This is a genomic window from Wenzhouxiangella marina (assembly GCF_001187785.1).
Lineage (GTDB): Bacteria > Pseudomonadota > Gammaproteobacteria > Xanthomonadales > Wenzhouxiangellaceae > Wenzhouxiangella > Wenzhouxiangella marina.
This window is the reverse complement of the sequence record NZ_CP012154.1, coordinates 2,165,439-2,190,655: the sequence shown is the minus strand read 5'-3', so window position 1 is coordinate 2,190,655 and position 25,217 is coordinate 2,165,439. Positions and strand designations below refer to the sequence as shown.

At 65.8% G+C, this 25,217-nt stretch carries 24 protein-coding genes; 21 read left to right on the top strand and 3 right to left on the bottom strand.

What is annotated here, in order from left to right:
- Positions 1–77: 77 nt before the first annotated feature.
- Positions 78–1,211 carry a molecular chaperone DnaJ gene (gene dnaJ, locus WM2015_RS09300; protein ID WP_049725781.1) on the top strand — a complete coding sequence of 378 codons (1,134 nt, stop codon included), beginning with the start codon at positions 78–80 and terminating at the stop codon, positions 1,209–1,211.
- Positions 1,212–1,238: 27 nt separating this feature from the next.
- Positions 1,239–1,970, top strand: a complete 732-nt coding sequence (gene dapB / locus WM2015_RS09295; protein ID WP_049725780.1) for a 4-hydroxy-tetrahydrodipicolinate reductase — start codon at positions 1,239–1,241, stop codon at positions 1,968–1,970.
- A 143-nt stretch (positions 1,971–2,113) separates the two neighbouring features.
- Here dapB and WM2015_RS09290 read toward each other — a convergent pair whose 3' ends face one another.
- Positions 2,114–4,789 carry an Rne/Rng family ribonuclease gene (locus tag WM2015_RS09290; RefSeq protein WP_082169613.1) on the bottom strand — a complete coding sequence of 892 codons (2,676 nt, stop codon included), beginning with the start codon at positions 4,787–4,789 and terminating at the stop codon, positions 2,114–2,116.
- Between the two features lie 604 nt (positions 4,790–5,393).
- Here WM2015_RS09290 and WM2015_RS09285 point away from each other — a divergent pair.
- The 13 genes from WM2015_RS09285 to WM2015_RS09225 all read left to right on the top strand — a co-directional run bounded on the left by WM2015_RS09285 (position 5,394) and on the right by WM2015_RS09225 (position 19,050).
- On the top strand, positions 5,394–6,308 hold the full coding sequence (locus WM2015_RS09285) for an RluA family pseudouridine synthase (RefSeq protein WP_049725778.1): 915 nt from the start codon (positions 5,394–5,396) through the stop codon (positions 6,306–6,308).
- A gap of 39 nt (positions 6,309–6,347) precedes the next feature.
- Positions 6,348–7,592: a lipoprotein-releasing ABC transporter permease subunit gene (locus tag WM2015_RS09280; RefSeq protein WP_049725777.1), complete on the top strand. Its 1,245-nt coding sequence runs from the start codon at positions 6,348–6,350 to the stop codon at positions 7,590–7,592.
- A complete protein-coding gene (gene lolD, locus WM2015_RS09275) occupies positions 7,585–8,274 on the top strand; it encodes a lipoprotein-releasing ABC transporter ATP-binding protein LolD (RefSeq protein WP_049725776.1) in 690 nt (229 codons plus the stop codon). The genes WM2015_RS09280 and lolD overlap by 8 nt, the downstream gene beginning before the upstream one ends.
- Before the next feature lie 7 nt (positions 8,275–8,281).
- Positions 8,282–10,597 (top strand): DNA internalization-related competence protein ComEC/Rec2, encoded by a 2,316-nt coding sequence (locus tag WM2015_RS09270; protein WP_049725775.1) that lies wholly within the window; start codon positions 8,282–8,284, stop codon positions 10,595–10,597.
- An 84-nt stretch (positions 10,598–10,681) separates the two neighbouring features.
- Positions 10,682–11,305: a MotA/TolQ/ExbB proton channel family protein gene (locus tag WM2015_RS09265; protein WP_049725774.1), complete on the top strand. Its 624-nt coding sequence runs from the start codon at positions 10,682–10,684 to the stop codon at positions 11,303–11,305.
- A gap of 32 nt (positions 11,306–11,337) precedes the next feature.
- A complete protein-coding gene (locus WM2015_RS09260) occupies positions 11,338–11,763 on the top strand; it encodes an ExbD/TolR family protein (RefSeq protein ID WP_049725773.1) in 426 nt (141 codons plus the stop codon).
- Positions 11,760–13,511 carry a lipid A export permease/ATP-binding protein MsbA gene (msbA, locus tag WM2015_RS09255; RefSeq protein ID WP_049725772.1) on the top strand — a complete coding sequence of 584 codons (1,752 nt, stop codon included), beginning with the start codon at positions 11,760–11,762 and terminating at the stop codon, positions 13,509–13,511. The genes WM2015_RS09260 and msbA overlap by 4 nt, the downstream gene beginning before the upstream one ends.
- Positions 13,508–14,488 carry a tetraacyldisaccharide 4'-kinase gene (gene lpxK / locus WM2015_RS09250; protein ID WP_049725771.1) on the top strand — a complete coding sequence of 327 codons (981 nt, stop codon included), beginning with the start codon at positions 13,508–13,510 and terminating at the stop codon, positions 14,486–14,488. Before msbA ends, lpxK begins: the two co-directional genes overlap by 4 nt.
- On the top strand, positions 14,485–15,237 hold the full coding sequence (gene kdsB, locus WM2015_RS09245) for a 3-deoxy-manno-octulosonate cytidylyltransferase (RefSeq protein WP_049725770.1): 753 nt from the start codon (positions 14,485–14,487) through the stop codon (positions 15,235–15,237). Before lpxK ends, kdsB begins: the two co-directional genes overlap by 4 nt.
- A 30-nt stretch (positions 15,238–15,267) precedes the next feature.
- On the top strand, positions 15,268–15,735 hold the full coding sequence (locus WM2015_RS09240) for a low molecular weight protein-tyrosine-phosphatase (RefSeq protein WP_049725769.1): 468 nt from the start codon (positions 15,268–15,270) through the stop codon (positions 15,733–15,735).
- Positions 15,732–17,543, top strand: a complete 1,812-nt coding sequence (gene uvrC, locus WM2015_RS09235) for an excinuclease ABC subunit UvrC (protein WP_049725768.1) — start codon at positions 15,732–15,734, stop codon at positions 17,541–17,543. Before WM2015_RS09240 ends, uvrC begins: the two co-directional genes overlap by 4 nt.
- 62 nt (positions 17,544–17,605) lie before the next feature.
- Positions 17,606–18,166 carry a CDP-diacylglycerol--glycerol-3-phosphate 3-phosphatidyltransferase gene (gene pgsA, locus WM2015_RS09230; protein WP_049725767.1) on the top strand — a complete coding sequence of 187 codons (561 nt, stop codon included), beginning with the start codon at positions 17,606–17,608 and terminating at the stop codon, positions 18,164–18,166.
- Positions 18,167–18,234: 68 nt separating this feature from the next.
- Positions 18,235–19,050: a class I SAM-dependent methyltransferase gene (locus WM2015_RS09225; protein WP_049725766.1), complete on the top strand. Its 816-nt coding sequence runs from the start codon at positions 18,235–18,237 to the stop codon at positions 19,048–19,050.
- Between the two features lie 93 nt (positions 19,051–19,143).
- Here the strand turns inward: WM2015_RS09225 and WM2015_RS09220 are convergent, their stop codons facing one another.
- Positions 19,144–20,037 carry a phosphate/phosphite/phosphonate ABC transporter substrate-binding protein gene (locus tag WM2015_RS09220; protein WP_082169611.1) on the bottom strand — a complete coding sequence of 298 codons (894 nt, stop codon included), beginning with the start codon at positions 20,035–20,037 and terminating at the stop codon, positions 19,144–19,146.
- Between the two features lie 32 nt (positions 20,038–20,069).
- Positions 20,070–20,933, bottom strand: a complete 864-nt coding sequence (ygfZ, locus tag WM2015_RS09215) for a CAF17-like 4Fe-4S cluster assembly/insertion protein YgfZ (RefSeq protein ID WP_049725764.1) — start codon at positions 20,931–20,933, stop codon at positions 20,070–20,072.
- 39 nt (positions 20,934–20,972) lie between these two features.
- On the opposite strand from ygfZ, the gene WM2015_RS15590 reads away from it, so the two are divergent.
- Genes WM2015_RS15590 through WM2015_RS09190 form a run of 6 tightly spaced genes read left to right on the top strand, consistent with a single transcriptional unit; the run spans position 20,973 to position 24,790 of the window.
- Positions 20,973–21,137: a DUF1674 domain-containing protein gene (locus WM2015_RS15590; protein WP_082169609.1), complete on the top strand. Its 165-nt coding sequence runs from the start codon at positions 20,973–20,975 to the stop codon at positions 21,135–21,137.
- 29 nt (positions 21,138–21,166) lie between these two features.
- A complete protein-coding gene (gene sdhC, locus WM2015_RS09210) occupies positions 21,167–21,544 on the top strand; it encodes a succinate dehydrogenase, cytochrome b556 subunit (protein WP_082169608.1) in 378 nt (125 codons plus the stop codon).
- Entirely contained in the window at positions 21,541–21,921 is a 381-nt protein-coding gene (gene sdhD, locus WM2015_RS09205; RefSeq protein WP_049725762.1) for a succinate dehydrogenase, hydrophobic membrane anchor protein, read from the top strand. The genes sdhC and sdhD overlap by 4 nt, the downstream gene beginning before the upstream one ends.
- A gap of 2 nt (positions 21,922–21,923) precedes the next feature.
- Positions 21,924–23,711 (top strand): succinate dehydrogenase flavoprotein subunit, encoded by a 1,788-nt coding sequence (gene sdhA / locus WM2015_RS09200; protein ID WP_049725761.1) that lies wholly within the window; start codon positions 21,924–21,926, stop codon positions 23,709–23,711.
- Between the two features lie 19 nt (positions 23,712–23,730).
- Positions 23,731–24,513: a succinate dehydrogenase iron-sulfur subunit gene (locus WM2015_RS09195; RefSeq protein WP_049725760.1), complete on the top strand. Its 783-nt coding sequence runs from the start codon at positions 23,731–23,733 to the stop codon at positions 24,511–24,513.
- A gap of 16 nt (positions 24,514–24,529) precedes the next feature.
- The gene (locus WM2015_RS09190) at positions 24,530–24,790 is read left to right on the top strand and encodes an FAD assembly factor SdhE (protein ID WP_049725759.1); all 261 of its coding nucleotides are present in this window, start codon (positions 24,530–24,532) and stop codon (positions 24,788–24,790) included.
- Positions 24,791–25,217 lie beyond the last annotated feature (427 nt).

Below are 25,217 nucleotides of genomic sequence, written 5' to 3'. Positions count from 1 at the left end.
CTCGCTTCCCGGTGTGACTCCGGGTGGCGAGGGTCCGCGGGCCGACTCACCGATCCCAACGCGACCGAACAAGCCCCATGCCGGCAGATTATTACGAGACATTGGGCGTGGCACGAGATGCCAGCGCCGCTGACCTGAAGAAGGCGTACCGTCGCCTGGCGATGAAGTATCACCCGGACCGCAATCCGGATGACGAGTCGGCCCAGGAGCGCTTCAAGGAGGTCCAGAAGGCCTACGAGGTGCTGAAGGACGATCAGAAGCGCGCCGCCTACGATCGCTTCGGCCACGACGGCGTCAATGGCATGGGCGGTGGCGGTCCCGGTGCTGGCGCCGGCTTCGGCGATATCAACGATATCTTCGGCGACATCTTCGGTGACATCTTCGGTGGCGCTGGCCGCCGCCGCGGTGCCGGGCGCTCGCATCGAGGTCAGGACCTGCGCTACGAGATGGAGCTGGATCTCGAAGATGCCGTGGCCGGCATCGAGAAGGAGATCCGCATTCCCACCGTGGGCCGTTGCACGACCTGCGACGGCTCGGGCTCCAAGGATGGCAAGCTCGACGTCTGTACGACCTGTGGGGGTCAGGGCCAGGTGCGCATGCAGCAGGGCATCTTCTCGGTCCAGCAGTCCTGTCCGGCCTGCGGCGGCAATGGCCGCCGGATCGCCGATCCCTGTGGCGATTGCCAGGGCAGTGGTCAGGTGCGGGAAACGCGCACGCTGCAGGTCAAGATTCCCGCTGGCGTCGATGAGGGCGACCGCATTCGCCTGAGTGGCGAGGGTGGCGCCGGCATGCAGGGCGGCCAGGCCGGCGATCTCTACGTCGATATCCACATCCGCCCCCATCCCCTGTTCAAGCGGGACGGCGATGACCTGTTCTGCGAGGTGCCGATCACCATCACGACGGCGGCGCTGGGTGGCCAGCTCAAGGTGCCGACCCTGGACGGTTCGGTGATGCTCAAGATTCCTGCCGAAACCCAGTCGGGCAAGCTGTTCCGTCTGCGGGGCAAGGGCGTCCAGTCCGTTCGCAGTCGATCGGCCGGTGATCTGCTGTGCCGGGTGGTGGTCGAGACGCCGGTCAAGCTGACCCGGGAGCAGAAGGACTTGCTCCAGCAGTTCCAGGACAGCTTCGGCGAAGACGGCGATCACAACCCGCAGGCCAGCGGCTGGACCGACAAGGTCCGCAGCTTCTTCGATCGCATGGGGCTGGGATGATTCGACCTCATGGGCTATGCTTGGCCCATGAGCATCGAAGTCCTTCTCAGCGGGGCCACCGGCACGATCGGCAGAGCCCTGATCGCGTTCATGGATGGCGAGGAACACTATCGGCTCGCCGGCACCGCGTCACGCGACCGGTTCTTCGAGCCTGACGTCGACGCCGACGTCGTCATCGACTTCTCCCACCCCAGCCTGCTCGAAAAGACCCTGGCCTTCGCGCATCGTCGGCGTCTGCCGCTGGTGATCGGAACCACGGGGCTCTCGGCTGAACTGGCCGGCCACATCAAGCAGGCAGCAGCAGACATTCCCATCTGTCAGGCGGCCAATTTCAGCATCGGTGTCAACCTGCTGATGCGACTGGCCGGTCAGGCGGCGGCGATCCTGGGCGAGGACTTCGATCTGGAAATCACCGAAGTGCATCATCGTCGCAAGATCGACGCGCCATCGGGCACGGCGCTGGCTCTGGGTGCCACCCTGGCCAAGGCGCGTGGTCTGGACATCGACGAGGCGTCGGTGTTCGATCGGACCCGCCATCGGATTCCTCGCTCGAAGCACGAGATCGGCTATCAATCGATCCGGGGCGGGGACGTGGTGGGGGAACACACCGTGCATCTGCTCGGTGACGGTGAGCGCCTGGAACTGACGCACCGGGCCAGCCGGCGTGAGGTCTTCGCGCAGGGGGCCTTGCTGGCCGCCCGGAAGCTCATGCAGCGATCAGCGGGCCTGGTGGATTTCGCCGACCTGGTGCTGGATTGAGCGATCCCCTTCAAACGCTCTGAGGCTCGGCCGGACGCCGAGTCCCTGCAAGGACATCACTCGCTTTTCAGCGCTGATCCACGCCGGATTCTCTGCCGGGGAACGATGCCGGCGCCGCGAAGACGCCGGCAGGCTTTCCGTGATCAGCCCTTGTCCGATCCGCTCGAGCCCTCTGGCTTCGAGGATTCCGTCAACCGGTAGATGCCATCGTCACCCCGAACCGCTTTCGGCTGTTCGCTCGGGCGGCTGGGGCGCTCGCTCGTGCTCTGCGCGGCCGGGCTGCTGGGCGCATTCGATTCGCTGCGACGCTCCGCGGGCGCGGGGCTCGGCTTCGAGTCCTGAGGCGGATTGGTGCGCTCTCGGCCTGCCTCGCCGGACCGGTCGGTCGTCGCTGCTGCCGACCCGCTGGCCTTGGCCTCGCCGGACGCAGGACTCGGCTGAGCTGCTGGGGCAGGGCGAGCCGGCGCCGGTTTGTCGCTCGAGGCCTGGCCACTTTCAGAGGCCTGGCTGGCCGGTTTCGCTGCCTCGGCGCTCGACGGCGTTACCGGCGCGCTGGCCGACGAGGAGTTGGCGCTGGACGAAGCTTCGTTCCGAGCCCCCTGCTGACCCGATGGGGCGCGTGGGGTCTCACCAGTGCCGGATGGCTTCGCGTCGCTTGCGGCATCTTCACTGCCGCCGCGCTTGTCCTTGCCGCGCGGCTTGTCACCATCGGACTGACCACGGTTGCCGCCGTCGCCGCCCTGGGCGCCGGCGTTGCCGCCATTGTCATTGCCGTTATTGCCGGCCTCGTCGCGATTCGCGGCACGAGAGCGGCGCTTCTTGCCGCCACGACGGCGGCGCTTCTTGCGCGGCTTCTGGTCGTCAGGGGTGCCTGAATCACCGTCAGCCTGGGCATTGTTGTTGCCCTGGTTCCCGGCATTGCCGTTCTGTTCGTCCTTCTTGGCCGAGCGCTTCTTCTTTTTCTTCTTTTTCTTCTTCTGGGCACCCGGGCTGCCGTCGTCGTCCTGGCCGGCCCCCTGGTGGCGCTTGCGATGATGATCGCGGGAGAACTGGCCCTTGCGGCCGCGGCCGCCTTGCGGGTCCTTCGCTGCGTTCTTCGAACGGCGGTCTTCGTCGCTGCCCGAGAACAGGCTCGCGAAGAAGGCCTTCAGCCAGGCGAAGAAGCCGCCTCTGTCTTCACTCTTGCGGAGTGGCGCCGGGCTGGCGGGGCGGACGCCGGAGACCGCGGCCTGGGCGGCGGGCTTGGGCGGCGGCTGCATCTGCTCGCTGCGCTGATAGCCCGAGTTGGCCTCGACCTCGTCCGTGGCCAGGCTGTAGCTCGGCTCGTCGATGTCTTCGGCCGAGCGCAGTCGCTGCACCTCGAAGCGCGGCGTCTCCAGGTTCTCGTTGGCGACGACGGTGATCGGCAGCTTGTTGCGCCGCTCGATCTCGGCCATCACCGAGCGCTTTTCATTGAGGAGGAAATTGGCGACGGCGATCGGCGCCTGGATGAGCACCCGGGCCGTGTTGTCCTTCATGGCCTCTTCCTCGGCCAGGCGCAGGATGGACAGGGCCAGGGATTCGATCGAACGGATCGAGCCCATGCCGATGCAGCGCGGGCAGGTGATGTAGCTGGATTCACCCAGGGAAGGGCGCAGGCGCTGGCGGGACATTTCCAGCAGTCCGAAGCGCGAGATGCGACCGAACTGGACGCGGGCCTTGTCCATGCGCATGGCGTCGCGCAGGCGATTCTCGACCTGGCGCTGGGCATCCTTGCTCATCATGTCGATGAAATCGATGACGATCAGTCCGCCAAGGTCGCGAATACGCAGCTGGCGCGCGATTTCCTCGGCCGCTTCCAGGTTCGTCTGGAGCGCCGTCTCCTCGATGTCCGAACCCTTCGTGGCGCGGGCGGAGTTGATGTCGATCGACAGCAGGGCTTCCGTGTGGTCGATGACCAGGGCGCCTCCGGAGGGCAGGCGAACCTCACGCGAGAAGGCCGATTCGATCTGCGATTCGATCTGGTACCGGGAGAACAGGGGGATGGCGTCGCGATAGGCCTTGAGCTTGCGCAGGTTGTGCGGCATCACCTGCTGCATGAATTCGCGGGCATCCTCGAAGACCTGATCGTCGTCGATCAGGATTTCGCCGATGTCTTCGCGGAGGTAGTCGCGCAGAGCGCGAATGATCAGCTTGCTTTCCTGATAGATCAGGAACGGTGCCTGGCGCGCCTGGCTGGCGGTCTTGATGGCTTCCCAGAGCTGCAGCAGGTAGTCGAGGTCCCACTGCAGTTCTTCCTGTTCGCGACCGACGCCGGCCGTGCGAACGATCAGGCCCATGCCGTCCGGGACCTCGATCATCTTCAGGGTGTCGAGCAGTTCCTTCCGGTCATCGCGCGAGATCTGGCGTGACACACCACCGGCACGAGGATTATTGGGCATCAGGACCAGGTAGCGACCGGCCAGGCTGATGTAGGTGGTCAGGGCCGCGCCCTTGGTGCCGCGTTCTTCCTTGTCGACCTGGACGATGACTTCCTGGCCGGCCTTGACGGCGTCCTTGATGTCGACTCGCTGGCCGGCATCGAACTGCTTCCGGGATTCGTCGTTGAAGTACTCGGGGGCGATTTCCTTCATGGAGAGGAAACCGTGGCGCTCCGAGCCGAACTCGACGAAGCAGGCGTCGAGGCTGGGCTCGACCCGGGTGATGCGTCCCTTGTAGATGTTGGATTTCTTCTGTTCCTGGGCAGGAACTTCGATGTCCAGGTCGAGCAGGGCCTGGCCATCGGCAATCGCCACGCGCACCTCTTCAGGCTGCGTGGCGTTGATCAGCATGCGTTTCATTGTCAATCCTCCGGCGCTCTGCCCCGTTCGAGGGAGCCGGATCGGATACCAGTCGCGGCCGGGCGGAAAATCCTGCACGGTCCACGCCTGCCTCGAGTCTGGCCGCCAGACCCCGGGTCGGTTCACCGGAATGGCTGCTCAGGCCAAAGGCCTCGGGGCGGCGGCGCGACTTCGGCTTGCCTGCCGACCCGTTCACCGCTGGACTCGCAAGCGGCTTGCGATCCATCGGTGTCTGGTTCTGGTACCCGCCCCGGGCTGATCCGCTGAAGATGCAGCCGGGAGCGCGATCTATTCGATTATCCATCCGGAATCGGCCCGGCCGATCCGGTCATGTGCTTCGGGCAGTCGGTGAACGAAAACCGGCTGCCGATGTTCAAAAAGTTGGAGTCGGCCGCTGCCGTCGAGCGGATGCCGCAGGAGCGGCTCGGCTGATCTGTGGCAGAATGACGGGGCGGGATCGATGCACCTGGAATCCGTTCGATCCGGCCCTTCAGGCCTTGAGACGACGGTGCAAACCCGGAACCCGGGACTAGCCAAACCCTAACCGCGAAATGATAGCACTGTTCAAAGACATAGCGCCAGCCCTGCGCGGCGCGGAGAGCCCATGAGCCAGCCATCCAGAGGTGGGGTTCGGCACGAGACCGTCGGCCCGGATCGGGCAGGTCAGCGGCTGGACAATTTTCTCATCAGTCTGCTCGGCCCGGTCCCGAAAAGCCTGGTCTATCGCCTGGTGCGGACCGGCCAGGTTCGGGTCAATGGTTCGCGGGCCAAACCGATGAAGAAGCTGCGCGCCGGCGATGAGGTTCGCGTGCCGCCGGTCAAGCAGCCGGACTCCGTGCCCGGTTCACTTCCGGCGGGCCTGGTCGAGCGGGTTCGCGCCTGCATCGTCGATCAGACCGAAGACTACGTGATTCTCGACAAGCCGGCGGGTCTGGCCATGCATGGCGGTAGCGGCCTGAGCTATGGCTTGATGGATGCGATCGCGAAGATCGACGAGCGCTGGCGCCCCGTGCACCGTCTCGACCGCCCGACCAGCGGCCTGATCGTGCTGGCCTGTCATCACCAGGCCCTGCGCCGACTTCAGCAGAGTTTCGTGGCGCGTGAGGTCGACAAGCGTTACCTGGCCCTGCTCGATGGGATCCTGCCCGAAGACCGGGTGTGTGTGGATGCACCGCTGAAGAAGATTCGGGACGGCAGTGGGCAGCACCGGGTCATCGTCGATGAGGAGGGTCAGTCTGCGCGCTCGACCTTTCACCTGCTCGAGCGGGTGGGGGGCTACAGTTATGTGGAGGTGCGCATCGAGACGGGCCGAACGCACCAGATTCGCGCCCATGCCGCGTCCATCGGCCTGCCGCTGGTCGGCGATGAGCTCTACAATCCGAAGCCCTGTCCCGACGGGCTGAATCGCCTGTTTCTGCACGCGCACTACCTGCGCCTGTCCTGGCCGGAGGATCGGGTCTACAGCTCGCCGCTGCCCGCTGAACTCGCCCAGGCGCTTGAACATTTGCGTGCGGCCTGATCTTCACGCCCAAGGAATTCTCGAGGAACTGAATCCTTCATGTATCAGCCCCTGACCCTGTTCGTCGGATTGCGGTATCTGCGCGCCAAGCGTCGCAACCACTTCATTTCCTTCATCTCTCTCATTTCGATGCTGGGGATCGCGCTGGGCGTGGCGACCCTGATCACCGTGCTCTCGGTGATGAACGGCTTCGAGAAGGAGCTGCGCGAACGCATCCTCGGGATGATCTCCCATGCCACGATCCAGGGTTATGACGGGGAGTTTCCGGACTGGCCCTCGGTGGTCGAGCGGGCCCGGGCCCACCCGGAAGTGCGCGGCGCCGCGCCCTACGTGGAGCAGGAGACCATGCTGCGGGCCCGGCGGACGGCGGGTGCCCTGGTCCGGGGTATCGACCCGGCGACCGAGCCGTCCGTGTCCGAGATCGATCAGCTGCTCGTGCGTGGGGGCCTCGATCGCCTCGTCCCCGGCGAATGGCACGTTCTGCTGGGCGCCGGGCTCGCGACGCGACTCGGTGTCGGCCCCGGCGACTCGGTGACCCTGTTTGCGCCCGAGATCCGCGCCACCCCGGCCGGCGTCATCCCTCAGGTTCGGCGCTTCACCGTCGCCGGCATCTTCGAAGCGGGCGTGCACGAATACGACACTGCCCTGGCGGTGATTCACCTGGCCGATGCGCAGCGTCTGTTCCGGCTCGGCGACAACGTCAGCGGGGTGCGTCTGAAGCTGGAGGACATGATGCGCGCCCGCATCGTGGCCCAGGAACTCAGCAACCAGCTCAGCGGCTTCCATCGCGTGCGCGACTGGACGCAGCAGCACGCCAATTTCTTCCGTGCCGTGCAGACCGAGAAGACCGTGATGTTCATCATCCTGTCGCTGATCATCGCCGTGGCCGCGTTCAACATCATCTCGACCCTGGTCATGGTCGTGACCGACAAGCAGGCCGATATCGCCATCCTCAAGACCATGGGCCTGGGCCCGCGTCGCGTCATGGGCATCTTCATGGTCCAGGGCTCGCTGATCGGCATCATCGGGACCCTGCTGGGGGTCATCGGCGGGGTGCTGCTGGCCCTGAACGTCGAGAGTGTCGTGGCGGGTCTGGAGCAGCTGTTGAGCGTCGAGTTCCTGTCGGCCGAGGTCTACTACATCTCCGATCTGCCGTCGGAGCTTCGCTGGGACGACGTGGTCAAGTTCGCCGGCGTGTCATTGATGCTTTCGCTGCTGTCCACCATCTACCCATCCTGGCGGGCGTCCCGAACCGAGCCGGTGGAGGCGCTGCGCTATGAGTGATTCTCCGGTCCCCGTCATCAGCTGCCGCGGTCTGACCCGCACTTTCGTCCAGGGACAGACCGAGCTGCACGTGCTGCGCGGCGTCGATTTCGACGTGGCGCCGGGCGAACGCGTGGCCATCGTCGGTGCCTCCGGCGTCGGCAAGAGCACCCTGCTGCAGATACTCGGCGGCCTGGATCGACCGACGGCCGGCACGGTGGAAATCGCCGGTCAGAACATCGCTGTCGGTGACGAACGCCGGCGGGCGCGCATCCGCAATCGTTCGCTGGGTTTCATCTACCAGTTCCATCATCTGTTGCCCGAATTCACGGCGCTCGAGAACGTGGCCATGCCGCTGCTGATCGGCGGCGTCGCTGCCGCCGAGGCGGCGACGAAGGCTGCCGAACTGCTCGGGCGCGTGGGCCTTGGCGAGCGGCTGACGCACAAGCCCGGTGAGCTGTCGGGCGGCGAGCGCCAGCGCGCCGCCGTGGCGCGGGCCCTGATCAATCGCCCGGCCTGCGTTCTGGGTGATGAGCCCACGGGCAACCTGGACGAGGCCAATGCTCGTCAGATCTATGACCTGATGCTCGAGCTCAACGCCGAGCTGCAGACTTCGATCGTGCTGGTCACCCATGACCCCAAGCTGGCCGCGCGCATGGATCGCCGGCTCGAGATGACCGGCGGCCTGCTGCAGGACGTCTGAGCGCGGCGTGGGCTGGCAACCCCTGCTGGCCTTTTCGAGCGGGGTCGTGCTGGCCGCGCTCCTTCCCTCACTGCCGGGGCAGGGCGCGGTCCTGGCGCTGCTGCTGCCCCTGATCGGCCTGGTCTTCTGGCGGCCGACCCGGCTGCCGGCGCTGGGCCTGTTCGGCGCGGCCTGGTTCGTGCTGAACGCGCACTGGCAACTCGAGTCCGAGTGGCCCGAGTCACGAACCGGAGAGCAGCATCGGGTCAGCGGGCAGGTGACGGGTCTGCCGCGCTGGCGGGGTCAGAGCCTGGAGTTCGATTTTCTCGCCGATCAGTCAAACGACGAGCGCTGGCCGGCCAGGATCCAGCTTCGCTGGTATCGACCGCCGGGTTACCTCCAGCCGGGCCAGCGCTGGCAGCTCGAGGTGCAGCTGGAACCCCCGCAGGGGCGCCTGAATACGGGCGGCTTCGATCGTCGTCGACACCTCCTTGCCGAGCGCGTGGGCGCCCTGGGACGGGTTCGTTCCGGTCAGCTCGAAGCTCGGGCGGACGGTCCGGCAGGCCTGGTGAACCGTGGCCGTCAGTATCTCAGTGAAGTCATCGCCGCCGAAACCGCCGGCCTCCAGGAAGGCGCGCTGATGCGAGCCCTGAGCGTGGCCGACCGCAGCGGGCTGGATGCGCCGACGCGGGAGCTGCTGCGCCAGACCGGGACCTCGCACCTGCTGGCCATTTCGGGCTTGCACGTCGGGATGGTCGCCGCCCTGGCGGCGTTCCTGGGCGGTTTGCTGCTGAGCCCCCTGACCCTGCTCTGGCGCCGCCTGGATCGACGTCGACTGGCCCTGGGGCTGGCGATCCTCGCGGCCTTGTCCTATGCCCTGCTGGCCGGCCTGAGCCTGCCGACCCAGCGTGCCGTGCTGATGCTCTGCGTCGTGGCCGGCGCCTATCTGGCCCGTCGGGGCCTGCGCCCGGCACATGCCCTGCTGCTCGCCTTTGCCGCCGTGCTGCTGCTCGACCCCCTGTCACCGCTGGCCACGGGTTTCTGGCTCAGCTTCGCCGCCGTGGCGGTGCTGATCTGGGCCTTCGCCTGGCGATCTTCGAGCCAGACTGGAGCCGCGGCCTGGCTGCTGGGCCTGTTGCGCGCGCAGCTGGTCATCGGAGTCGGCTTGCTGGCCTTCAACGCTGGCCTGTTCGAGCAGGTTTCCCTGATCGGGCTGCCGGCCAATCTCATCGCGATCCCGCTCGTCGGGCTCTGGATCCTGCCGTCACTGCTGGTGGCGCTGGCACTCATCGCGATCGATCTGCCCGCAGACTGGGCGCTCGGACTGGCCGAAACGGGCCTGGAGCTTCTGCTTTCCTACCTTGCCTGGCTGACCGGCTTCGAGGCCGCCATCGCGGCACGACCCGGGGCGGGGCTGCTGGCCGTGGTGCTCGCTTTCGTCGGCTCCATGTGGTTGCTGGCCCCCAGGGGCTGGCCGGGACGCTGGCTGGGACTGTGCCTCATCGCCCCGGTGCTCTGGCCGAAGTCGGCCGAGCCCTTGCAGCCGGGGGAGTTGCGGCTTCATCTGTTCGACCTGGGCAGCGCCCAGGCGGTGCTGGTCGGGACCGCCGAGGAGTGGCTGCTGTACGACACCGGGCCGGGCGATGGCGAGGGCAGGGATGCGATCGGAGGACTGCTGCCGGCGATGCTCGCTGGCCAGTCCTCGGCCGGTCTGGATCGCCTGGTGCTGTCGCGCCCGCACCGCAGCAGCAGCGGCGGCCTGGGATCGGTCCTCGATGCCGTGTCCGAGGCAGGGCGCTATTCACCCTCCGCGGACCTGGGGCGGCCCTGCCTGGCCGGTGAAGGCTGGACGTCCGGCGCCTATCGCTTCGAATTCCTTCATCCCGGCCCGGGGCTGCCCGATCTGGGTCACAACAGCTCCTGCGTGCTGCGGATCGAAGGGCCGGGAGGCGCCGTGCTGTTGCCCGGGGCGATCGATGCGCAGGTCGAGTCACGTCTGATCGATGCGCCACGCACCGTCGAGGCCGAGGTATTGCTGCTGAGCGATTCGGGGCATCGTCGAGGCAGCAGCGCCGCCTGGTTGCAGGCGGTCCAGCCGGCGCTGGCCCTGATCTCGGTGGCGCGCTCGGATCGTTGGGGTCGGCCGCATCCCGAAACCCTGGAGCGACTTCAAAGTACTGAAGTCGCATGGCAGAGCACGGCCCGCTGTGGCGCCCTGACGGTCCATCTGCGGCCCGGCCAGGCGCCCCGAGTCGAAAGCGCCCGAGGCCGTTCCCTGCGTTTCTGGAATCGCGATCCCGATTGCCCAGGGGCCGTGGAGTCGGCCTGGCTCGAGTCGCCTTAACGCGCTGCAAACGCGAGCCGCTCGGAAACCCGTTATCATTCGGCCTCGTTCGCATTCGCAGACCGAAGGACTCCAGACAGGCCCATGCTCGAGATCATGCTTGCCGGCGGCTGGCTCATGCTGCCGATCCTCCTGTGTTCGGTGATTGCCGTGGCCATCATCATCGAACGTTTCCTGGCGCTGCGCTCCAGCCGGGTCATGCCCGCTGCGGTGCCCGGACAGGTCAAGCAGTGGTCCCAGCAGCACGAGCTGGACGCCAAGCACATCGAACAGCTTCGACGCTCGTCACCGCTGGGCCAGGTCCTGGCCGCCGCCCTGGACAATCGGGATCGAGGTCGGGAAATCATCAAGGAAGCGGTCGAAGATACCGGTCGCCATGTCGTTCACGAGCTCGAGCGATTCCTGAACACCCTCGGAACGATTGCCGGCATGTCGCCCCTGCTGGGTCTGCTCGGTACGGTGGTCGGCATGATCAAAGTCTTCAGCGCCATCATGGTCGAAGGCGTCGGCGATCCCAACGAACTGGCCGGCGGCATTTCGGAAGCCCTCATCACCACCGCGGCGGGGCTGACCGTGGCGATCCCGGCGTATTTCTTCTATCGTTACTTCCGTGGCCTCGTGCGTGCCTATGTCCTGCAGATGGAACAGGAGGCGTTGACCCTGATCCACACCATCGAGCAGGGAGGGCGCCGGCGTCGGCAGGCCTGAGGCCAGGCAACGAGCAGGCGGATGAAGCAGGCATGAAACTCTACGACGAAGAGCGCGAGGAGCCGGAAATCAATCTGACGTCCCTGATCGACGTCGTGTTCCTGTTGCTCATCTTCTTCATGGTCTCGACGACCTTCGAGCGCCAGTCCCTGATCAGCCTGCAGCTGCCCGAGGCGAGCACGGCGCAGAGCGAGAATCTGCCGCGGCTCATCGAACTGGTCGTCACCGATGACGGGCGCCTGTTCATCGATGAGGAGCAGCTGGCCGATGATCGCCGGGCGACCATCCAGGCGGCGATCGCCGCCGCCTTCGAGCGCGAGCCCGAAGCCACCCTGGTCATCCGCGCCGACGCCGAGGCGGCGCACCGTCTGGTCGTGCGTGCCATGGATGCGGCAGCGGCCGAAGGCATCGAGCGCCTGACCATCGCGGCCGTGGATGAGTCCGGGCCCGATTCGTGAGCGCCGTGTCCGGCCCGGGCACCTACCGGCGTCTGCTGTCCTACCTCGCGCGCCAGCGGCTCATCTTCGCTCTGGCCGTGTTCGCCGTGGCCCTCGACGCGGCCGGGCAGGGGCTGTTCTTCTATCTGCTGCGACCGCTGGTCGACAACACGATCGTCAACCCGGACCCGAGCTTCGGCTGGTGGCTGCCGGCGCTTGTCTTGCTGTCCGTCGTGGTCCGGATCATCGGCAATTTCGGTGGCGTGTTCGGCATGGAGTGGGTCGGACGGACCCTGATTGCCGATCTGCGACGCGAGCTGTTCGCTCGCTACCTCGATCTGCCGGCCGAGAACTTCGACCGCGAGTCGTCGGGGCAGATGATCTCGCGGCTGACCTACAACGCCGAGCAGGTGGCCCAGGCGGCCACGACAGCGCTGATCGGGTCTCTGCGCGATCTGTTCACCGTGCTGGCCCTGGTGACCGTGATGCTCATCCAGAGCTGGCGGCTGACCCTGGCCATGCTGCTCCTGGTGCCGGTGATCGGCCTGGTCGTGACGGTGATCAGTCGGCGCTTCAGGAAGATCTCCGGGCGCATCCAGGACTCCATGGGTGATGTGACCCATGTGACCGAGGAGGCCGTCAATGGCCACGAGGTGATCCGGATCTTCGGCGGTCAGGCGCATGAGCGTGAGGCCTTCGAGCGGATCAACGCGGACAATCGTCGTCTGCATCTTCGCCTGAGCGGCACCCAGCTCCTGTCCTCCTCGATGATCCAGCTGGCCGCAGGCCTGGCCGTGATCGTCCTGCTGGTGATCGCGGCGAGCGAGTACATGCAGGCCGAGGTCACCGCGGGCATCTTCATGTCCGTGCTGGCGGCGATGGTCGCCTGCATCCCGCCCCTGAAGCGCCTGACCCGTATGCACGTGGTCATCGAAAAGGGCCTGGCCGCCGCCGACAGTATCTTTCAGGTCCTGGATACGCCTGCCGAGCCCGATCCAGGCACGCAGGACCCGGGCCGCGTGCGGGGCGCGATCGAGTTCGAGGGCGTCGGCTTCCATTACCCGGACAGCGACGAGTGGGTGCTGTCCGATATCGATCTGAAGCTCGAGCCAGGCAGCGTCACGGCCCTGGTCGGGCGCTCCGGTTCCGGCAAGAGCACCCTGGTGCGCCTGCTGCCGCGCTTCTATGCACCCCAGCGCGGATCGATCCGGATCGATGGGCTGCCGCTCACGGATTTCAGGCTGGATGCCCTGCGCCGCCAGATTGCTCTGGTCAGCCAGGACGTGGTGCTGTTCAACGATACGGTGGCCGGCAATATCGCCTATGGTGCGCTGGCCGAAGTGAGTCACGAGCAGATCGTCGAGGCGGCGCGTCAGGCTCACGCGCTGGAGTTCATCGAGCGCCTGCCGCAGGGCTTCGACACGCCCATCGGAGAAGACGGCAGCCTGCTGTCCGGCGGCCAGCGTCAGCGTCTTGCCATCGCGCGTGCGCTGTTGAAGGACGCGCCGATCCTGGTGCTCGACGAGGCCACCTCCGCGCTGGATGCCGAATCCGAGCGCAAGGTGCAGCAGGCCCTGGAAGCCCTGATGGCCAATCGGACCTCCCTGGTCATCGCCCATCGCCTGGCCACGGTCAAGCGTGCCGATCGGGTCGTGGTGCTCGATCAGGGGCGGATCGTGGAGCAGGGCAGCCACGAGGAACTGCTCGCCCGGCCCGAAGGCCTGTATCACTACCTCCATCGCCTGCAGTTCCAGGACGCGGAGCAATGAGCTGGCGCGCCCGTCTGGAGCGCCACGCCAATCGGCTCTGGTACGAAACGCAGACGCCGGGGCTTGCCTATCGGGCCCTCGAACGGCTCTACCGGCGCTTCGCTAAGCAGCGCTTCCATCGGCCTTCGGGCCGACCGCCGGTGCCGGTGATCGTGGTCGGCAATCTCTGCGTCGGCGGTGCCGGCAAGACGCCGACCGTGATCGCCCTGGCTCGCCGCCTGGCGGCGCGCTATCGGGTGGCGATCATCAGCCGGGGCTATGGCGGCCATTCGGACAACTATCCCCTGGCCGTCGGGCCCGAGACTGCAATTGCCGAGGCCGGTGACGAAGCCCTGCTGATCGCGCGGGAGGCCGGGGTGCCGGTCTGGGTCGATCCGGAGCGCTCACGGGCACTCCAGGCCGCGATCGAGGACAGTGCAGCGGAGGTCGTGATCTCGGACGACGGGCTGCAGCACCAGGCCCTGGCGAGGAGCTTCGAGATCTGCCTGTTCGATGGGCATCGGGGTCTGGGCAATGGTCATCTGCTGCCGGCCGGGCCGCTGCGCCAGCCGCGCTCCAGGCTGGCGTCGGTGGATTTGCTGCTGGTCAAGGGCGCTGGCTTCAGCCTGCCTGGCGCCGAGCATTTCGAGCTCGAGGCGATCGGCTTCCGGGATCTCGACGGCTCGCTGACCGAGCCCCTGGAAGCCTGGCGTGGGCGTGAGGTCGACGCGGTCTGTGGCATCGCCAACCCTGAAGGCTTTGCCGATACCCTCGAGCGGCTCGGGCTGAAGGTCCGCTTGCACGCCTTTCCCGATCACCATCGCTTCCTGGCCAGGGATTTCGCGGGCCTGGACCGTCCGGTGATCACCACGGCCAAGGACGCGGTCCGCATCGAGGCCGGTATGCTGGGGCTGCCGCTGCGTGTGCTCGAGGTGCTTGCAGCACTGCCCGAGAGCGTGTATCAACGAATCGAATCGCACATCGAGGAATTTGCATGAGTCCGCCATTCCGGGTCCTGATTCCGGCCCGACGTGCCTCCAGTCGCCTGCCCGACAAGGTGCTCGCCGAGGTCGCTGGTCGACCGCTGATCCTGCACGTGCTGGATCGGGCGCGAGCCAGTGGTGCGGTCTCCGTGCACGTGGCCACCGACTCCGAGGCCGTTGCCGATCGGGTGCTTGCCGATGGCGGGGACGTGGTCATGACCTCGGCGCATCATCGTTCCGGCACGGACCGACTCGCCGAAGCCGTTTCCGTGCTTGGCTTCGACGCTGGGGATATCGTGGTCAACTTGCAGGGCGACGAGCCGGCGATGCCGATCGCCTGCCTGATCCAGGTGGCCGAGCTGCTGGCCGAGCAACCGGAGGCGCAGATGGCCACCCTCTGGAGCGGGATCGAGGTGGAGGCGGAATGGCGCGATCCGAACGTGGTCAAACTGGTCGCGGACCATGCCGGTCGGGCCCTGTACTTCTCCCGGGCGTCGGTCCCGCATCCGCGCGAGGGCGGCTGGCCACGAGCACAGGGCCGGCGCCATGTCGGCCTGTACGCCTATCGGGCGGGTGCCCTGGCAGCCTGGCGGACGCTGGCCGCCAGCCCGCTCGAGCAGCTCGAGTCGCTGGAGCAGCTTCGGGCGCTGCAGGCCGGCTGGTGGATCGCAACGGCCGAAGCCGCCGCGCCGATCCCGGTCGGGATCGACACGCCCGAGGATCTGGCCCGGTTCCGCGCCAGCCTGAGCCAGGCTTCGGTCTGATATTCAGCTTTAGAAAAGATTTTCAACACCATGAAAAGCATACTTTTTGTCTGCCTTGGGAACATCTGTAGAAGCCCGACTGCGAAGGCGGTTTTCGACTACAAGTTTGCTGCGGCGGGATTGAGCATCGAGACCGACTCGGCCGGCACGATCGGCTATCACGAGGGTCGCCCGCCCGACCCGCGGGCCATCGAGCATGCGCAGCGCTGGGGCATCGACATTTCCGCCGAGCGGGCCCGCCAGGTCCTGATCGAGGATTTCGAGCGCTTCGATCGGATCTTCGCGATGGATCGCTCCAATCTCGAAGACCTGCTGGCTCGGGCGCCTGCAGGCTTCGAGACACGGGTCGGCCTGCTGATGGATCTGGCGCCCGACTATGGCATCGAGGAAGTCCCCGATCCCTACTACGGTGGCCCGGAGGGCTTCGAGCGCGTTCTCGACATGCTCGAGACAGCGGCCGACCGCCTGATCGAAGCGCTGCAACGCGAGGGGCGATGAGCGAATTCGACGGGCGAGCCTTTGCCCGCAGCCTCTCGACCGGGCCGGGCGTGTACGTGATGCGCGACGCCGAGGGCAAGGTGCTCTATGTCGGCAAGGCGCGCAATCTGAGGCGGCGTGTCGGGAGCTATTTCGATCGCCGGGACAAGGGCGCGCGCATCAATCTCATGGTCCGTCGGATCGCCGCCATCGAGGTCAGCCTGACCCGCACGGAAGCCGAGGCCCTGCTGCTCGAGAACGAGTGGATCAAGGCGCACAAGCCGCGCTTCAACATCAATCTTCGTGACGACAAGAGCTACCCGTGGATCCGGATCGACACCAGTCACCGTTATCCGCGTATCGGCTTCTATCGTGGCAATCGGTCGGCGCCCGGGCGCTATTTCGGCCCGTATTCCAGTGCCGGTGCCGTGCGGGAATCGCTCAACCAGATCTATCGACTGATGGGGCTTCGCCAGTGCCGCGACAGCGTGTTCGAGAACCGCACCCGGCCCTGTCTCCAGTACCAGATCAATCGTTGTTCGGCGCCCTGCGTGGGCTACATCAGCGAGGCGGACTATGCCCGCGACGTGGAGGCGGCGGCACAGCTGCTCAAAGGGCGCAACGAGGAGGTCATCGAGCACCTGACCGAGCGCATGCAGGCGGCCAGCGCAGCGCTGGAATTCGAGAAGGCGGCCAGCCTGCGGGACCACATCGAGTCCCTGCAGCGGGTTCGTTCCAACCAGTACGTGACCGACGGCGCCGAAGAGCTCGACGTGATCGCGCTGCACTGCGCCAGCGGTCGGGCAGCGGTACAGGTCGTGGAGTTCCGCCATGGGCGAAACGTGGGCGCGCGGACCTTCTTCCCCGGCAACCTGGGTGGTGAGGAGCGCTCGGCCGAAGTGTTCGGCGCCTTTCTTGGCCAGTACTACGCCGACCGTCGGCCGCCCGCCGAGATTCTGGCGTCGGAGGAACCCGAGCAGGCCGAACTCTGGAAGGAGGCGCTCAGCGCTCGACGGGAGGGCCCCGTCTCGATCCGTTGGCGGGTGCGAGGTCAGCGTGCACAGTGGCTGGCGCTGGCAGCGACCAATGCCGAAGATGCGCTGCGTCGGCGCCTTGCCGAGCGCGATCAGGTCGGGCGGGGCCTGAGTGAGCTTGCCGAGTTGATCGACCTGCCGGCGCCGCCGGAGCATCTGGAGTGTTTCGATATCAGCCACATCTCGGGGACCGAAACGGTGGCCTCCTGCGTGGTGTTCGGGCCGGAAGGCGCCATGAAGAAGAACTATCGCCACTACAACATCGAGGGGATCACGCCCGGTGACGACTATGCGGCGATGGATCAGGTGCTGCGTCGCCGCTATCGCCGCCTCGTTGAAGAGCAGGCCAGCGTTCCGGATCTGATCGTGATCGATGGCGGCAAGGGCCAGGCCAATCGGGCACGCGAGGTGCTGGCGGATCTGGGACTGGAGGCGATCCCGGTGATGGGCGTGGCCAAGGGGCCGGCGCGCAAGGCCGGCTACGAGACCTTCGTGCTGGGCGATCGGGAAGTTCGCCCCGGCCCGCATCACCCGGCCTCGCATCTGATCCAGCAGATCCGCGATGAGGCCCATCGATTCGCCATCACGGGGCATCGCCGCCGGCGGCAGAAGCGAGCCCAGTCCTCACCGCTGGAGCAGATTCCGGGCATCGGCCCGAAGCGTCGGCAGGCCTTGCTGAAGCACTTCGGCGGCCTGAAGGGACTGAAGAAGGCGGGTCCTGATGAGCTCGCGCGACTGCCGGGGATCAGTCAGGCGCTGGCGGACCGGATTACCGAAGCGCTTCGCAAACTGTAGGCGCTCGCCACGTCCGGGCCGTATTGCGGGATAATGACGACCGAAATGCCCGGAGACCGATCTTGCAGCTGACCATCCCGACCCTGCTGACACTGGCCAGAATCCTGATGATTCCGGTGCTGGTGCTGGTGTTCTATCTGCCGGTCGATTGGTCCAATATCGCGGCCGTGACGCTGTTCATCCTGGCCGGCCTGACCGATTGGCTGGATGGCTGGGTCGCCCGCCGATTCCGGATGACCAGTTCTTTCGGTGCCTTTCTCGATCCGGTGGCCGACAAGCTGATGGTCGGCGTTGCGCTGATCATCATCGTGCAGCGCCACCCCGAGATCGGTCTGGCACTGTCCGCGGCGGTCATCATCGGTCGCGAGATCACCATTTCCGCACTTCGGGAGTGGATGGCCGCGGTGGGCGAGAGCGGGCGGGTCAAGGTGGCCTGGGCCGGCAAGATCAAGACGATCCTGCAGATGGTGGCGATCGGCTTTCTGCTCTACGGCGAGCCGCTGGGACCGATTCCCGTGCTGGACATCGGACGCTGGCTGTTGATCGGCGCGGCCGCTCTCACCATCTGGTCGATGCTCAGCTATCTCCGTTCGGCCTGGCCCGCGATGCGTTCGAGACCCTGAACACAGCCTCGGAGCTCGGGCCGGCTCCGTCCGTCTTCACGAAACCCATTTCACCGAAAGAGTGTCCCATGCCGAAATCCCGCGCCAAGATTTCCATGGCCGAGAAGGCCGATCGCCATCGGCTCTACGAAGCCAGCGTCCAGGACCCCGAAACCGAGCTGGAATTCGTCGCCGAGACCTTCCAGGCCCTGAACGGTCGCCCCCTCGAGTTCATCCGCGAGGATTTCTGCGGCACGGCCAATACGGCCTGCCATTGGGTGGCCTCGGGCGCCTCGCATCGTGCGATCGGCGTGGATCTCGACGGTGAGGTTCTGGCCTGGGGCCGGGACCATCATCTTGCCCGTCTGGATGATGAGCAGCGCACACGCATCGACTTGCTGGAGTCCGATGTCATGGAGGTCGAGACAGCGCCGGTGGACGCCGTGCTGGCGATGAACTTCAGCTACTACCTGTTCACGACGCGGGCGGCGCTGAAGGCCTACTTCGAGCGCGTCCGAACGGCCCTGGTCGATGACGGCGTGCTGTTTCTCGACGCCTTCGGTGGCTACGATGCGCATCGGGAGCTGGAGGAGCGGACCGAGTACGACGATTTCACCTACGTCTGGGACCAGGCCAGCTTCGACCCCATCACCCACGCCATGAGCTGCCAGATCCACTTCGAGTTTCCCGATGGATCGGAGATGAACAAGGCCTTCGAATACCATTGGCGACTCTGGACCCTGCCTGAAATCCAGGAGTTGCTCCGCGAGGCCGGTTATTCGGAGGTCACGGTCTACTGGGAAGGAACGGATGAGGAGAGCGGGGAGGGGGACGGTATCTACACCCCGAGCGAGCAGGGCGATGCCGATGCCGGATGGATCTGCTATCTGGTCGCGCGTCGCTGAGTCGGGTCAGAAAAAAAGCACCGGCCCGAGGGTGCGGACCGGTGCTTATTAACCCGGAATCCCGGAGACGGCTTGTTCGAGCCGTGTGTGGATTCAGAAAACGTAGATGTCGCTCAGCCACTGCTCCAGCCCGCTGTACTCGCTGACCTGGGCGGGCACGAACTGATCGATGTCGAGTTCGTGCAGGGCGGTGAAGTGATCGCCATTCTCATGCAGCGTCAGCAGGGCTTCCCGAATCTGGTTCTGAACGTCCGCCGGGACGCTGGGTGAGGCCGCGATCGTGGCGTGCGGAAATTCCTCGGAGGTCCGCACCGGGACCATGTTCACGTAGCGCGCCACCAGGTTGTGCGGGGCAATGGCGGCTTCGGCTTCCATCGAGAAGACGATTTCGATGGCGTCCAGCCAGGAAGCGGCGTTGGACAGAATCCGCGGCTGCTGCATCGGGTTGGGGTACCAGCTGCTGAGGATCAGATAACCCAGGCTGGGCGCGGGCATGGACGAGACCGGCCGTGCAACGAAGTCCTGAAGCTGTGGATCGGCCGACATGCTGTTGGTCAACAGCGAGAAGGTGGCCGGTTCCGCCGCCTTGACCAGCGGCATGTAACCGTCGCGCTGGATGCGCAGCGCGATCAGGTGCGCGTCTTCCAGCACCAGGTCCGGCATGTTGCCGCGGCGAATTTCCAGCCAGAAGCGGTGGAAATCACGGGAGGTGCTGAGTTCGAACTGATGGGGCGTGGTCGCGGACAGGTAATTCAGCAGCGGACGGTAGACCAGTTCGGCCTGATCCGGCGGGAAAATGGGGTGGACGTGGAGCGTCAGGGTCATCGGCTCGACGGCCGTCTGCGAGCCTTCCTGAGCGGCACTTGATTCCGATGCTTCGGGCACGTCCGTGTCCGCAGGGGCGGACTCGTCCTGCGTCTGAGCGAAGGCCTGGGCGCTCAGGGCGAACCAGGCCAGCAGCAGCAAACAGCGAATTGATGCAGCCATTGAGAATACCCCTTTAAGTCTCTGATTAAGTTTTAACTTCCTGTTTGGGGATGATGGTAGCACAGTGTTTCGGGCCTCGCCATCTCGGCGACAAGTGCTTCGGAGCCGGCCCGGACGACGACGCGCTGGCCGGCCTCGATGACCCGCGGTGCGACGACCAGGCCCATCCAGCGCCCCTCGTCGACCAGCGCGCTCAGGCAGTGGATGGGCGTTGAATCGGCGTCCGACGCTTCGATCTCGACCGAGTCCGGGCTGACGGATGCAGGCCAGGCGCCCTGTGACAGCTCGGCGCGGACCGCCAGGAGCTGCTGCGGGGGCGTGCCGAGGTAGTGCACGCGGGCGACGATTTCCTGGCCCGGATAACAGCCCTTGCGATAGCTCAGGCCCTCATTCTCCTCCAGGCCCAGCGCCTGGGGAAGAAAACGATCGCTGCTTCGTTCGTCCAGCCAGGGCAGGGGAAGGCACAGGTCCGCGCGTTGCCAGCGGGTCAGCCAATCGGTCTCGGGCACTGAACCGGCGGTCGCTTCCGTGTCCTCCAGCCGCAGTGCGCGGGACGGGTCCTGGCGTAAGGTGCCCGACTGGGCGTTGCTGTCCTGGCAACCGCTGACCTGACAGGCGGGTCCGAAACGGACATCGCGACCGATGGTGAAGCGCTGCATTTCGCTCAGTACGCTCCACTGGGCTTCCGGGATGATGATTTCCACATGGTTTTCATGCCGAGCTGCGACCATGATGATCCTGACGCGACCTTTGGGAGAGCACCAGGCCGTGACCTGCCATCGTTCGGCAGGCCAGGCCGGAACGTCCCCGGTCAGCTGCGATTGACAGAACGCGATGGCGTCCTTGCCCTCGATCCGGCAACCGCGCAGGCTAGGAAGTGATTTCCAATCGTTCATGCGTCCGCATCCAGTGCAACAAATCGGTACAATTCTAATATGCAAGCTGCCAACAAGAAGTCCCGCAGGCCCGGTGACCCGCCGGTCGACCCGCAGGCCGATCGTGCCGAGCCTCGGCCCAAGGAGATCGGTGGGCGGAAGAAAGGCCTGGAGCCTACCCGTTACGGCGATTGGGAAAAGAACGGCCGCTGCATCGACTTCTAGATCCTGACCACACATAGAGATGTCCAGCCATGGCGACGGATAACCGACCGCTTTCCCCACACCTGCAGATCTATCGTCTGCCGTTGACCGCAAGGGTTTCGATTTCGCATCGCGCGACCGGGATCGTGCTCAGCATCGGCATGATTGCCGTCGTGCTCTGGACCCTGGCCCTGGCGGCCGGCCCCGAGCATTACGAGCGATTCATGGCTATGGCGACCCATCCGGTCGTCATGATCGGGATGATCATCTGGTCCTTCGCGCTGTACTTCCACCTGCTCAACGGCATCCGCCACCTGATCTGGGACGCCGGGCGCATGCTCGATCTGAAGAGCGTCTATGCGACGAGCTGGATGGTGGTCATCGGCGCCGTGCTGCTGACCGTCCTGACCTGGGGGGTGCTGGCATGAAATTTCGCAATCCGCTTGCCAACGCACGCAACCACGGCTCGGCCGGCGACGGCGTCGGGCACTGGTGGGCGCAACGATTCAGCGCGATCCTGATGCTTGCCCTCGCCGCCTGGCTGGTCTACATCATGGCCGGCATCATCGGAGCGAGCCATGCCGAGGCCAGTGCGCTGCTGGCTCGTCCGGTGAACGCGGCGCTGGCCATCCTGTTCATCCTGACCGCGCTCTACCACTCGGTGCTGGGCCTGCAGGTGGTGATCGAGGACTACATCCACCAGCACGGTCTGGAGCTCGCCCTGCATCTGATCGTCCGGATCGCGGCCCTGGCCGGCGCGTTCATCGTCGTGGTCGCGATCCTGAAAAACGCTTTTGGAGTCTGACTGTGAGCAAGGCTTACGACATTACCAAGCACGAGTACGACGTCCTGGTCATCGGCGCAGGCGGCGCCGGTCTCCGGGCCACCATGGGTCTGGCGGCGACCGGCCTGACCACCGCCTGCATCACCAAGGTCTTCCCGACCCGCTCCCACACCGTCGCTGCGCAGGGCGGGATGAGCGCCGCTCTGGGAAACATGGGTGAGGACGACTGGCGCTGGCATATGTACGACACGGTCAAGGGGTCGGACTGGCTGGGCGATCAGGACGCGATCGAATACATGTGCCGGGAGGCGATCCCCTCGGTGATCGAGCTGGAACATTTCGGCGTGCCGTTTTCCCGCACGGAAGACGGCAAGATCTACCAGCGCCCGTTCGGCGGCATGACGACCCGCTTCGGTGAGGGCACGGCCCAGCGGACCTGCGCGGCCGCCGACCGAACCGGCCATGCCATCCTGCACACGCTCTATCAGCAGTCCCTCAAGCACGACGCGCAGTTCTTCATCGAGTACTTCGCCATCGATCTGCTGATGGACGACGGCGTCTGTCGCGGCGTACTGGCCTGGGATCTGTCCACCGGCACCCTGCATGAATTCCGCGCCCACGCGGTCATTCTGGCCACCGGCGGTTACGGTCGATCCTACTTCAGCTGCACCTCGGCGCACACCTGCACCGGGGACGGCAATGGCATGGTGCTGCGTGCCGGCCTGCCGCTGCAGGACATGGAGTTCGTCCAGTTCCACCCGACCGGGGTCTACGGCGCCGGCTGCCTGATCACCGAAGGCGTGCGAGGCGAGGGCGGTTACCTCACCAACTCCGAAGGCGAACGCTTCATGGAGCGCTACGCGCCGAACGCCAAGGACCTGGCCTCCCGCGACGTGGTTTCCCGTTCCATGACCATCGAGATTCGCGAAGGCCGTGGCGTGGGCAAGAAGAACGACCATATCCATCTCAACCTCCAGCACCTGGGGGCCGAGGTGATTCACGAGCGCCTGCCGGGGATCGCCGAGACGGCGAAGATCTTCGCCGGCGTCGACGTGACCAAGGAGCCGATCCCGGTGCTGCCGACGGTGCACTACAACATGGGCGGCATCCCGACCAACTACCACGGCGAAGTCGTGACCCTGAAGGATGGCGATCCGGACGCGGTGGTTCCCGGCCTGTATGCCATCGGCGAAGCGGCCTGCGTCTCGGTGCACGGCGCCAACCGCCTCGGTTCCAACTCGTTGCTCGATCTGATCGTGTTCGGCCGCGCCGTGGCCAATCGCTGTGGCGAGACGATCAAGCCGGGTCAGTCGCACAAGAGCCTGAACCCTGAAGTGATCGGCAATCTGGTCGGCGAGTTCGATCGCCTTCGCCATGCCTCGGGTTCGACGGCAACTGCCGAACTGCGTGACTCGATGCAGCAGGTCATGCAGGAAGACGCGGCCGTGTTCCGGACGGGCGAAAGCCTGGCCCAGGGCTGCCAGCGCATCAACGAGGTCTACGCGGGCTTCGAGGACATCAAGGTCAGCGATCGCTCGCTGGTCTGGAACTCCGATCTGGTCGAGACCCTGGAGCTGCGCAATCTGCTCGGCAACTCGGTCACCACCATGATCTCGGCAGAGAATCGCAAGGAATCGCGTGGCGCTCATGCCCGCGAAGACTTCCCGGACCGGGACGATGATCAGTGGCACAAGCACACCCTGATCTGGATGGACGAGAAGGGCAAGACCACCATCGACTATCGCCCCGTTCACATGTACACGCTCAGCGACGATGTGGAGGTCATTCCTCCCAAGGCCCGCACCTACTGATACGGACTGGTAACGACCCATGGCTGAATTCAGACTTCCGAAGAACTCGCGCATCCAGAAGGGCAAGCATTTCCCCGCCCCCGACGCCAAGCGGGTGAAGACCTTCCGGATCTATCGCTGGGATCCCGACAGCGGCGAGAATCCGCGCGTGGACAGCTACGAGATCGATCTCGACCACTGCGGCCCGATGGTGCTCGACGCGGTGATCAAGATCAAGAACGAGATCGACCCGACCCTGACCTTCCGCCGCTCCTGTCGCGAAGGAATCTGCGGGTCCTGCGCCTTCAACATCGATGGCATGAACACTCTGGCCTGCACCAAGGCGATCGAGGACATCAAGGGCGACGTCAAGATCTACCCGCTGCCGCACATGCCGGTGATCAAGGACCTGGTGCCCGACCTGACCCATTTCTATGCTCAGTACGCCTCGATTCGCCCGTGGATTCGTACCCAGAGCCCGGCGCCGCCCGACAAGGAGCGCCTGCAGTCGCGTGAGGATCGTGCCCAGATCGATGGTCTTTACGAGTGCATCCTGTGCGCCTGCTGCTCCACGTCCTGCCCGAGCTACTGGTGGAACGGTGACCGCTATCTTGGCCCCGCGATCCTGCTCCAGGCCTACCGCTGGCTGGTCGATTCGCGCGACGAGGCCACGGGTGAGCGTCTGGACGATCTCGAAGACCCGTTCCGTCTGTACCGTTGCCACACGATCATGAATTGCGCACGCACCTGTCCGAAGGGTCTGAACCCGGCCAAGGCGATCGCGGAAATCAAGAAGATGATGCTGGCTCGACGCGGCGTCTGAGCTGCGCCGGCCTGCCATGTCCGATTCGATTCCCTCTCGACTGCGCTGGCGATGCCGGCGGGGGATGCGAGAGCTCGACGTGCTCCTGAGCCGCTGGCTCGAGGATTGCTGGGGGCTGGCGCCGCCGCCCCTTCAATCCGCCTTCGAGGACCTGCTCGGCTGCGAGGACGACCAGATCTGGGACTGGCTGATGGGCCGAGCCCTGCCACCGGAGCACCTGAGCACCCTGATCGAAGCGATCGGCCAGCACCATGCCCGCGCCTCCTCGGAGCGCTGAGCAGGGCGTCGAGGCCCAGGGCCCGTTTCGGGTCCGACCGCTTCCGTGGCTGGGTGTCCTGTTTCTTGCCTCAGGGCTGATCGCGTTCGGCGCCGCGCTGATCAGCGGCCTGCCATTCTGGGCGAAACTCCTGTTGATCGTTGCGGGGCTCGCCCTCGGAGGGCCAGGCCTGCTCCGCTTGTTTCGACCCGATCCAGTGGCCCTGGCCCTGTCACCTGAGGGTCTGATCCTCCACTGCAGGAACGCTCCACCCCAGACGGTCCGGCCGGCAAGAGGGAGTTTCGTCGCGCCCTGGTTCATCGGCTTTTCATGGCCAGCGGGGTCACTTCGGCGTTCCGCTCTGGGTCTGTTCCGGGGGCAGCTGTCGGAAGACGCCTGGCGCCGCCTGGCCTTGCGACTTCGCTCCTCTTCCTGATTCCTGCCGAGT

Excerpts from the sequence above, each read along its gene's own strand:
- WM2015_RS09190 (WP_049725759.1), top strand. The coding sequence starts at position 24,530 with ATGTCCGATTCGATTCCCTCTCGACTGCGCTGGCGATGCCGGCGGGGG.
- WM2015_RS09265 (WP_049725774.1), top strand. The coding sequence starts at position 10,682 with ATGCTCGAGATCATGCTTGCCGGCGGCTGGCTCATGCTGCCGATCCTC.
- dnaJ (WP_049725781.1), top strand. The coding sequence starts at position 78 with ATGCCGGCAGATTATTACGAGACATTGGGCGTGGCACGAGATGCCAGC.
- lolD (WP_049725776.1), top strand. The coding sequence starts at position 7,585 with ATGAGTGATTCTCCGGTCCCCGTCATCAGCTGCCGCGGTCTGACCCGC.
- sdhD (WP_049725762.1), top strand. The coding sequence starts at position 21,541 with ATGAAATTTCGCAATCCGCTTGCCAACGCACGCAACCACGGCTCGGCC.
- sdhC (WP_082169608.1), top strand. The coding sequence starts at position 21,167 with ATGGCGACGGATAACCGACCGCTTTCCCCACACCTGCAGATCTATCGT.
- WM2015_RS09195 (WP_049725760.1), top strand. The coding sequence starts at position 23,731 with ATGGCTGAATTCAGACTTCCGAAGAACTCGCGCATCCAGAAGGGCAAG.
- kdsB (WP_049725770.1), top strand. The coding sequence starts at position 14,485 with ATGAGTCCGCCATTCCGGGTCCTGATTCCGGCCCGACGTGCCTCCAGT.
- WM2015_RS15590 (WP_082169609.1), top strand. The coding sequence starts at position 20,973 with ATGCAAGCTGCCAACAAGAAGTCCCGCAGGCCCGGTGACCCGCCGGTC.
- WM2015_RS09290 (WP_082169613.1), bottom strand. The coding sequence starts at position 4,789 with ATGAAACGCATGCTGATCAACGCCACGCAGCCTGAAGAGGTGCGCGTG.
- ygfZ (WP_049725764.1), bottom strand. The coding sequence starts at position 20,933 with ATGAACGATTGGAAATCACTTCCTAGCCTGCGCGGTTGCCGGATCGAG.
- WM2015_RS09260 (WP_049725773.1), top strand. The coding sequence starts at position 11,338 with ATGAAACTCTACGACGAAGAGCGCGAGGAGCCGGAAATCAATCTGACG.
- dapB (WP_049725780.1), top strand. The coding sequence starts at position 1,239 with ATGAGCATCGAAGTCCTTCTCAGCGGGGCCACCGGCACGATCGGCAGA.
- uvrC (WP_049725768.1), top strand. The coding sequence starts at position 15,732 with ATGAGCGAATTCGACGGGCGAGCCTTTGCCCGCAGCCTCTCGACCGGG.
- WM2015_RS09280 (WP_049725777.1), top strand. The coding sequence starts at position 6,348 with ATGTATCAGCCCCTGACCCTGTTCGTCGGATTGCGGTATCTGCGCGCC.
- lpxK (WP_049725771.1), top strand. The coding sequence starts at position 13,508 with ATGAGCTGGCGCGCCCGTCTGGAGCGCCACGCCAATCGGCTCTGGTAC.
- WM2015_RS09285 (WP_049725778.1), top strand. The coding sequence starts at position 5,394 with ATGAGCCAGCCATCCAGAGGTGGGGTTCGGCACGAGACCGTCGGCCCG.
- WM2015_RS09225 (WP_049725766.1), top strand. The coding sequence starts at position 18,235 with ATGCCGAAATCCCGCGCCAAGATTTCCATGGCCGAGAAGGCCGATCGC.
- WM2015_RS09220 (WP_082169611.1), bottom strand. The coding sequence starts at position 20,037 with ATGGCTGCATCAATTCGCTGTTTGCTGCTGCTGGCCTGGTTCGCCCTG.
- WM2015_RS09240 (WP_049725769.1), top strand. The coding sequence starts at position 15,268 with ATGAAAAGCATACTTTTTGTCTGCCTTGGGAACATCTGTAGAAGCCCG.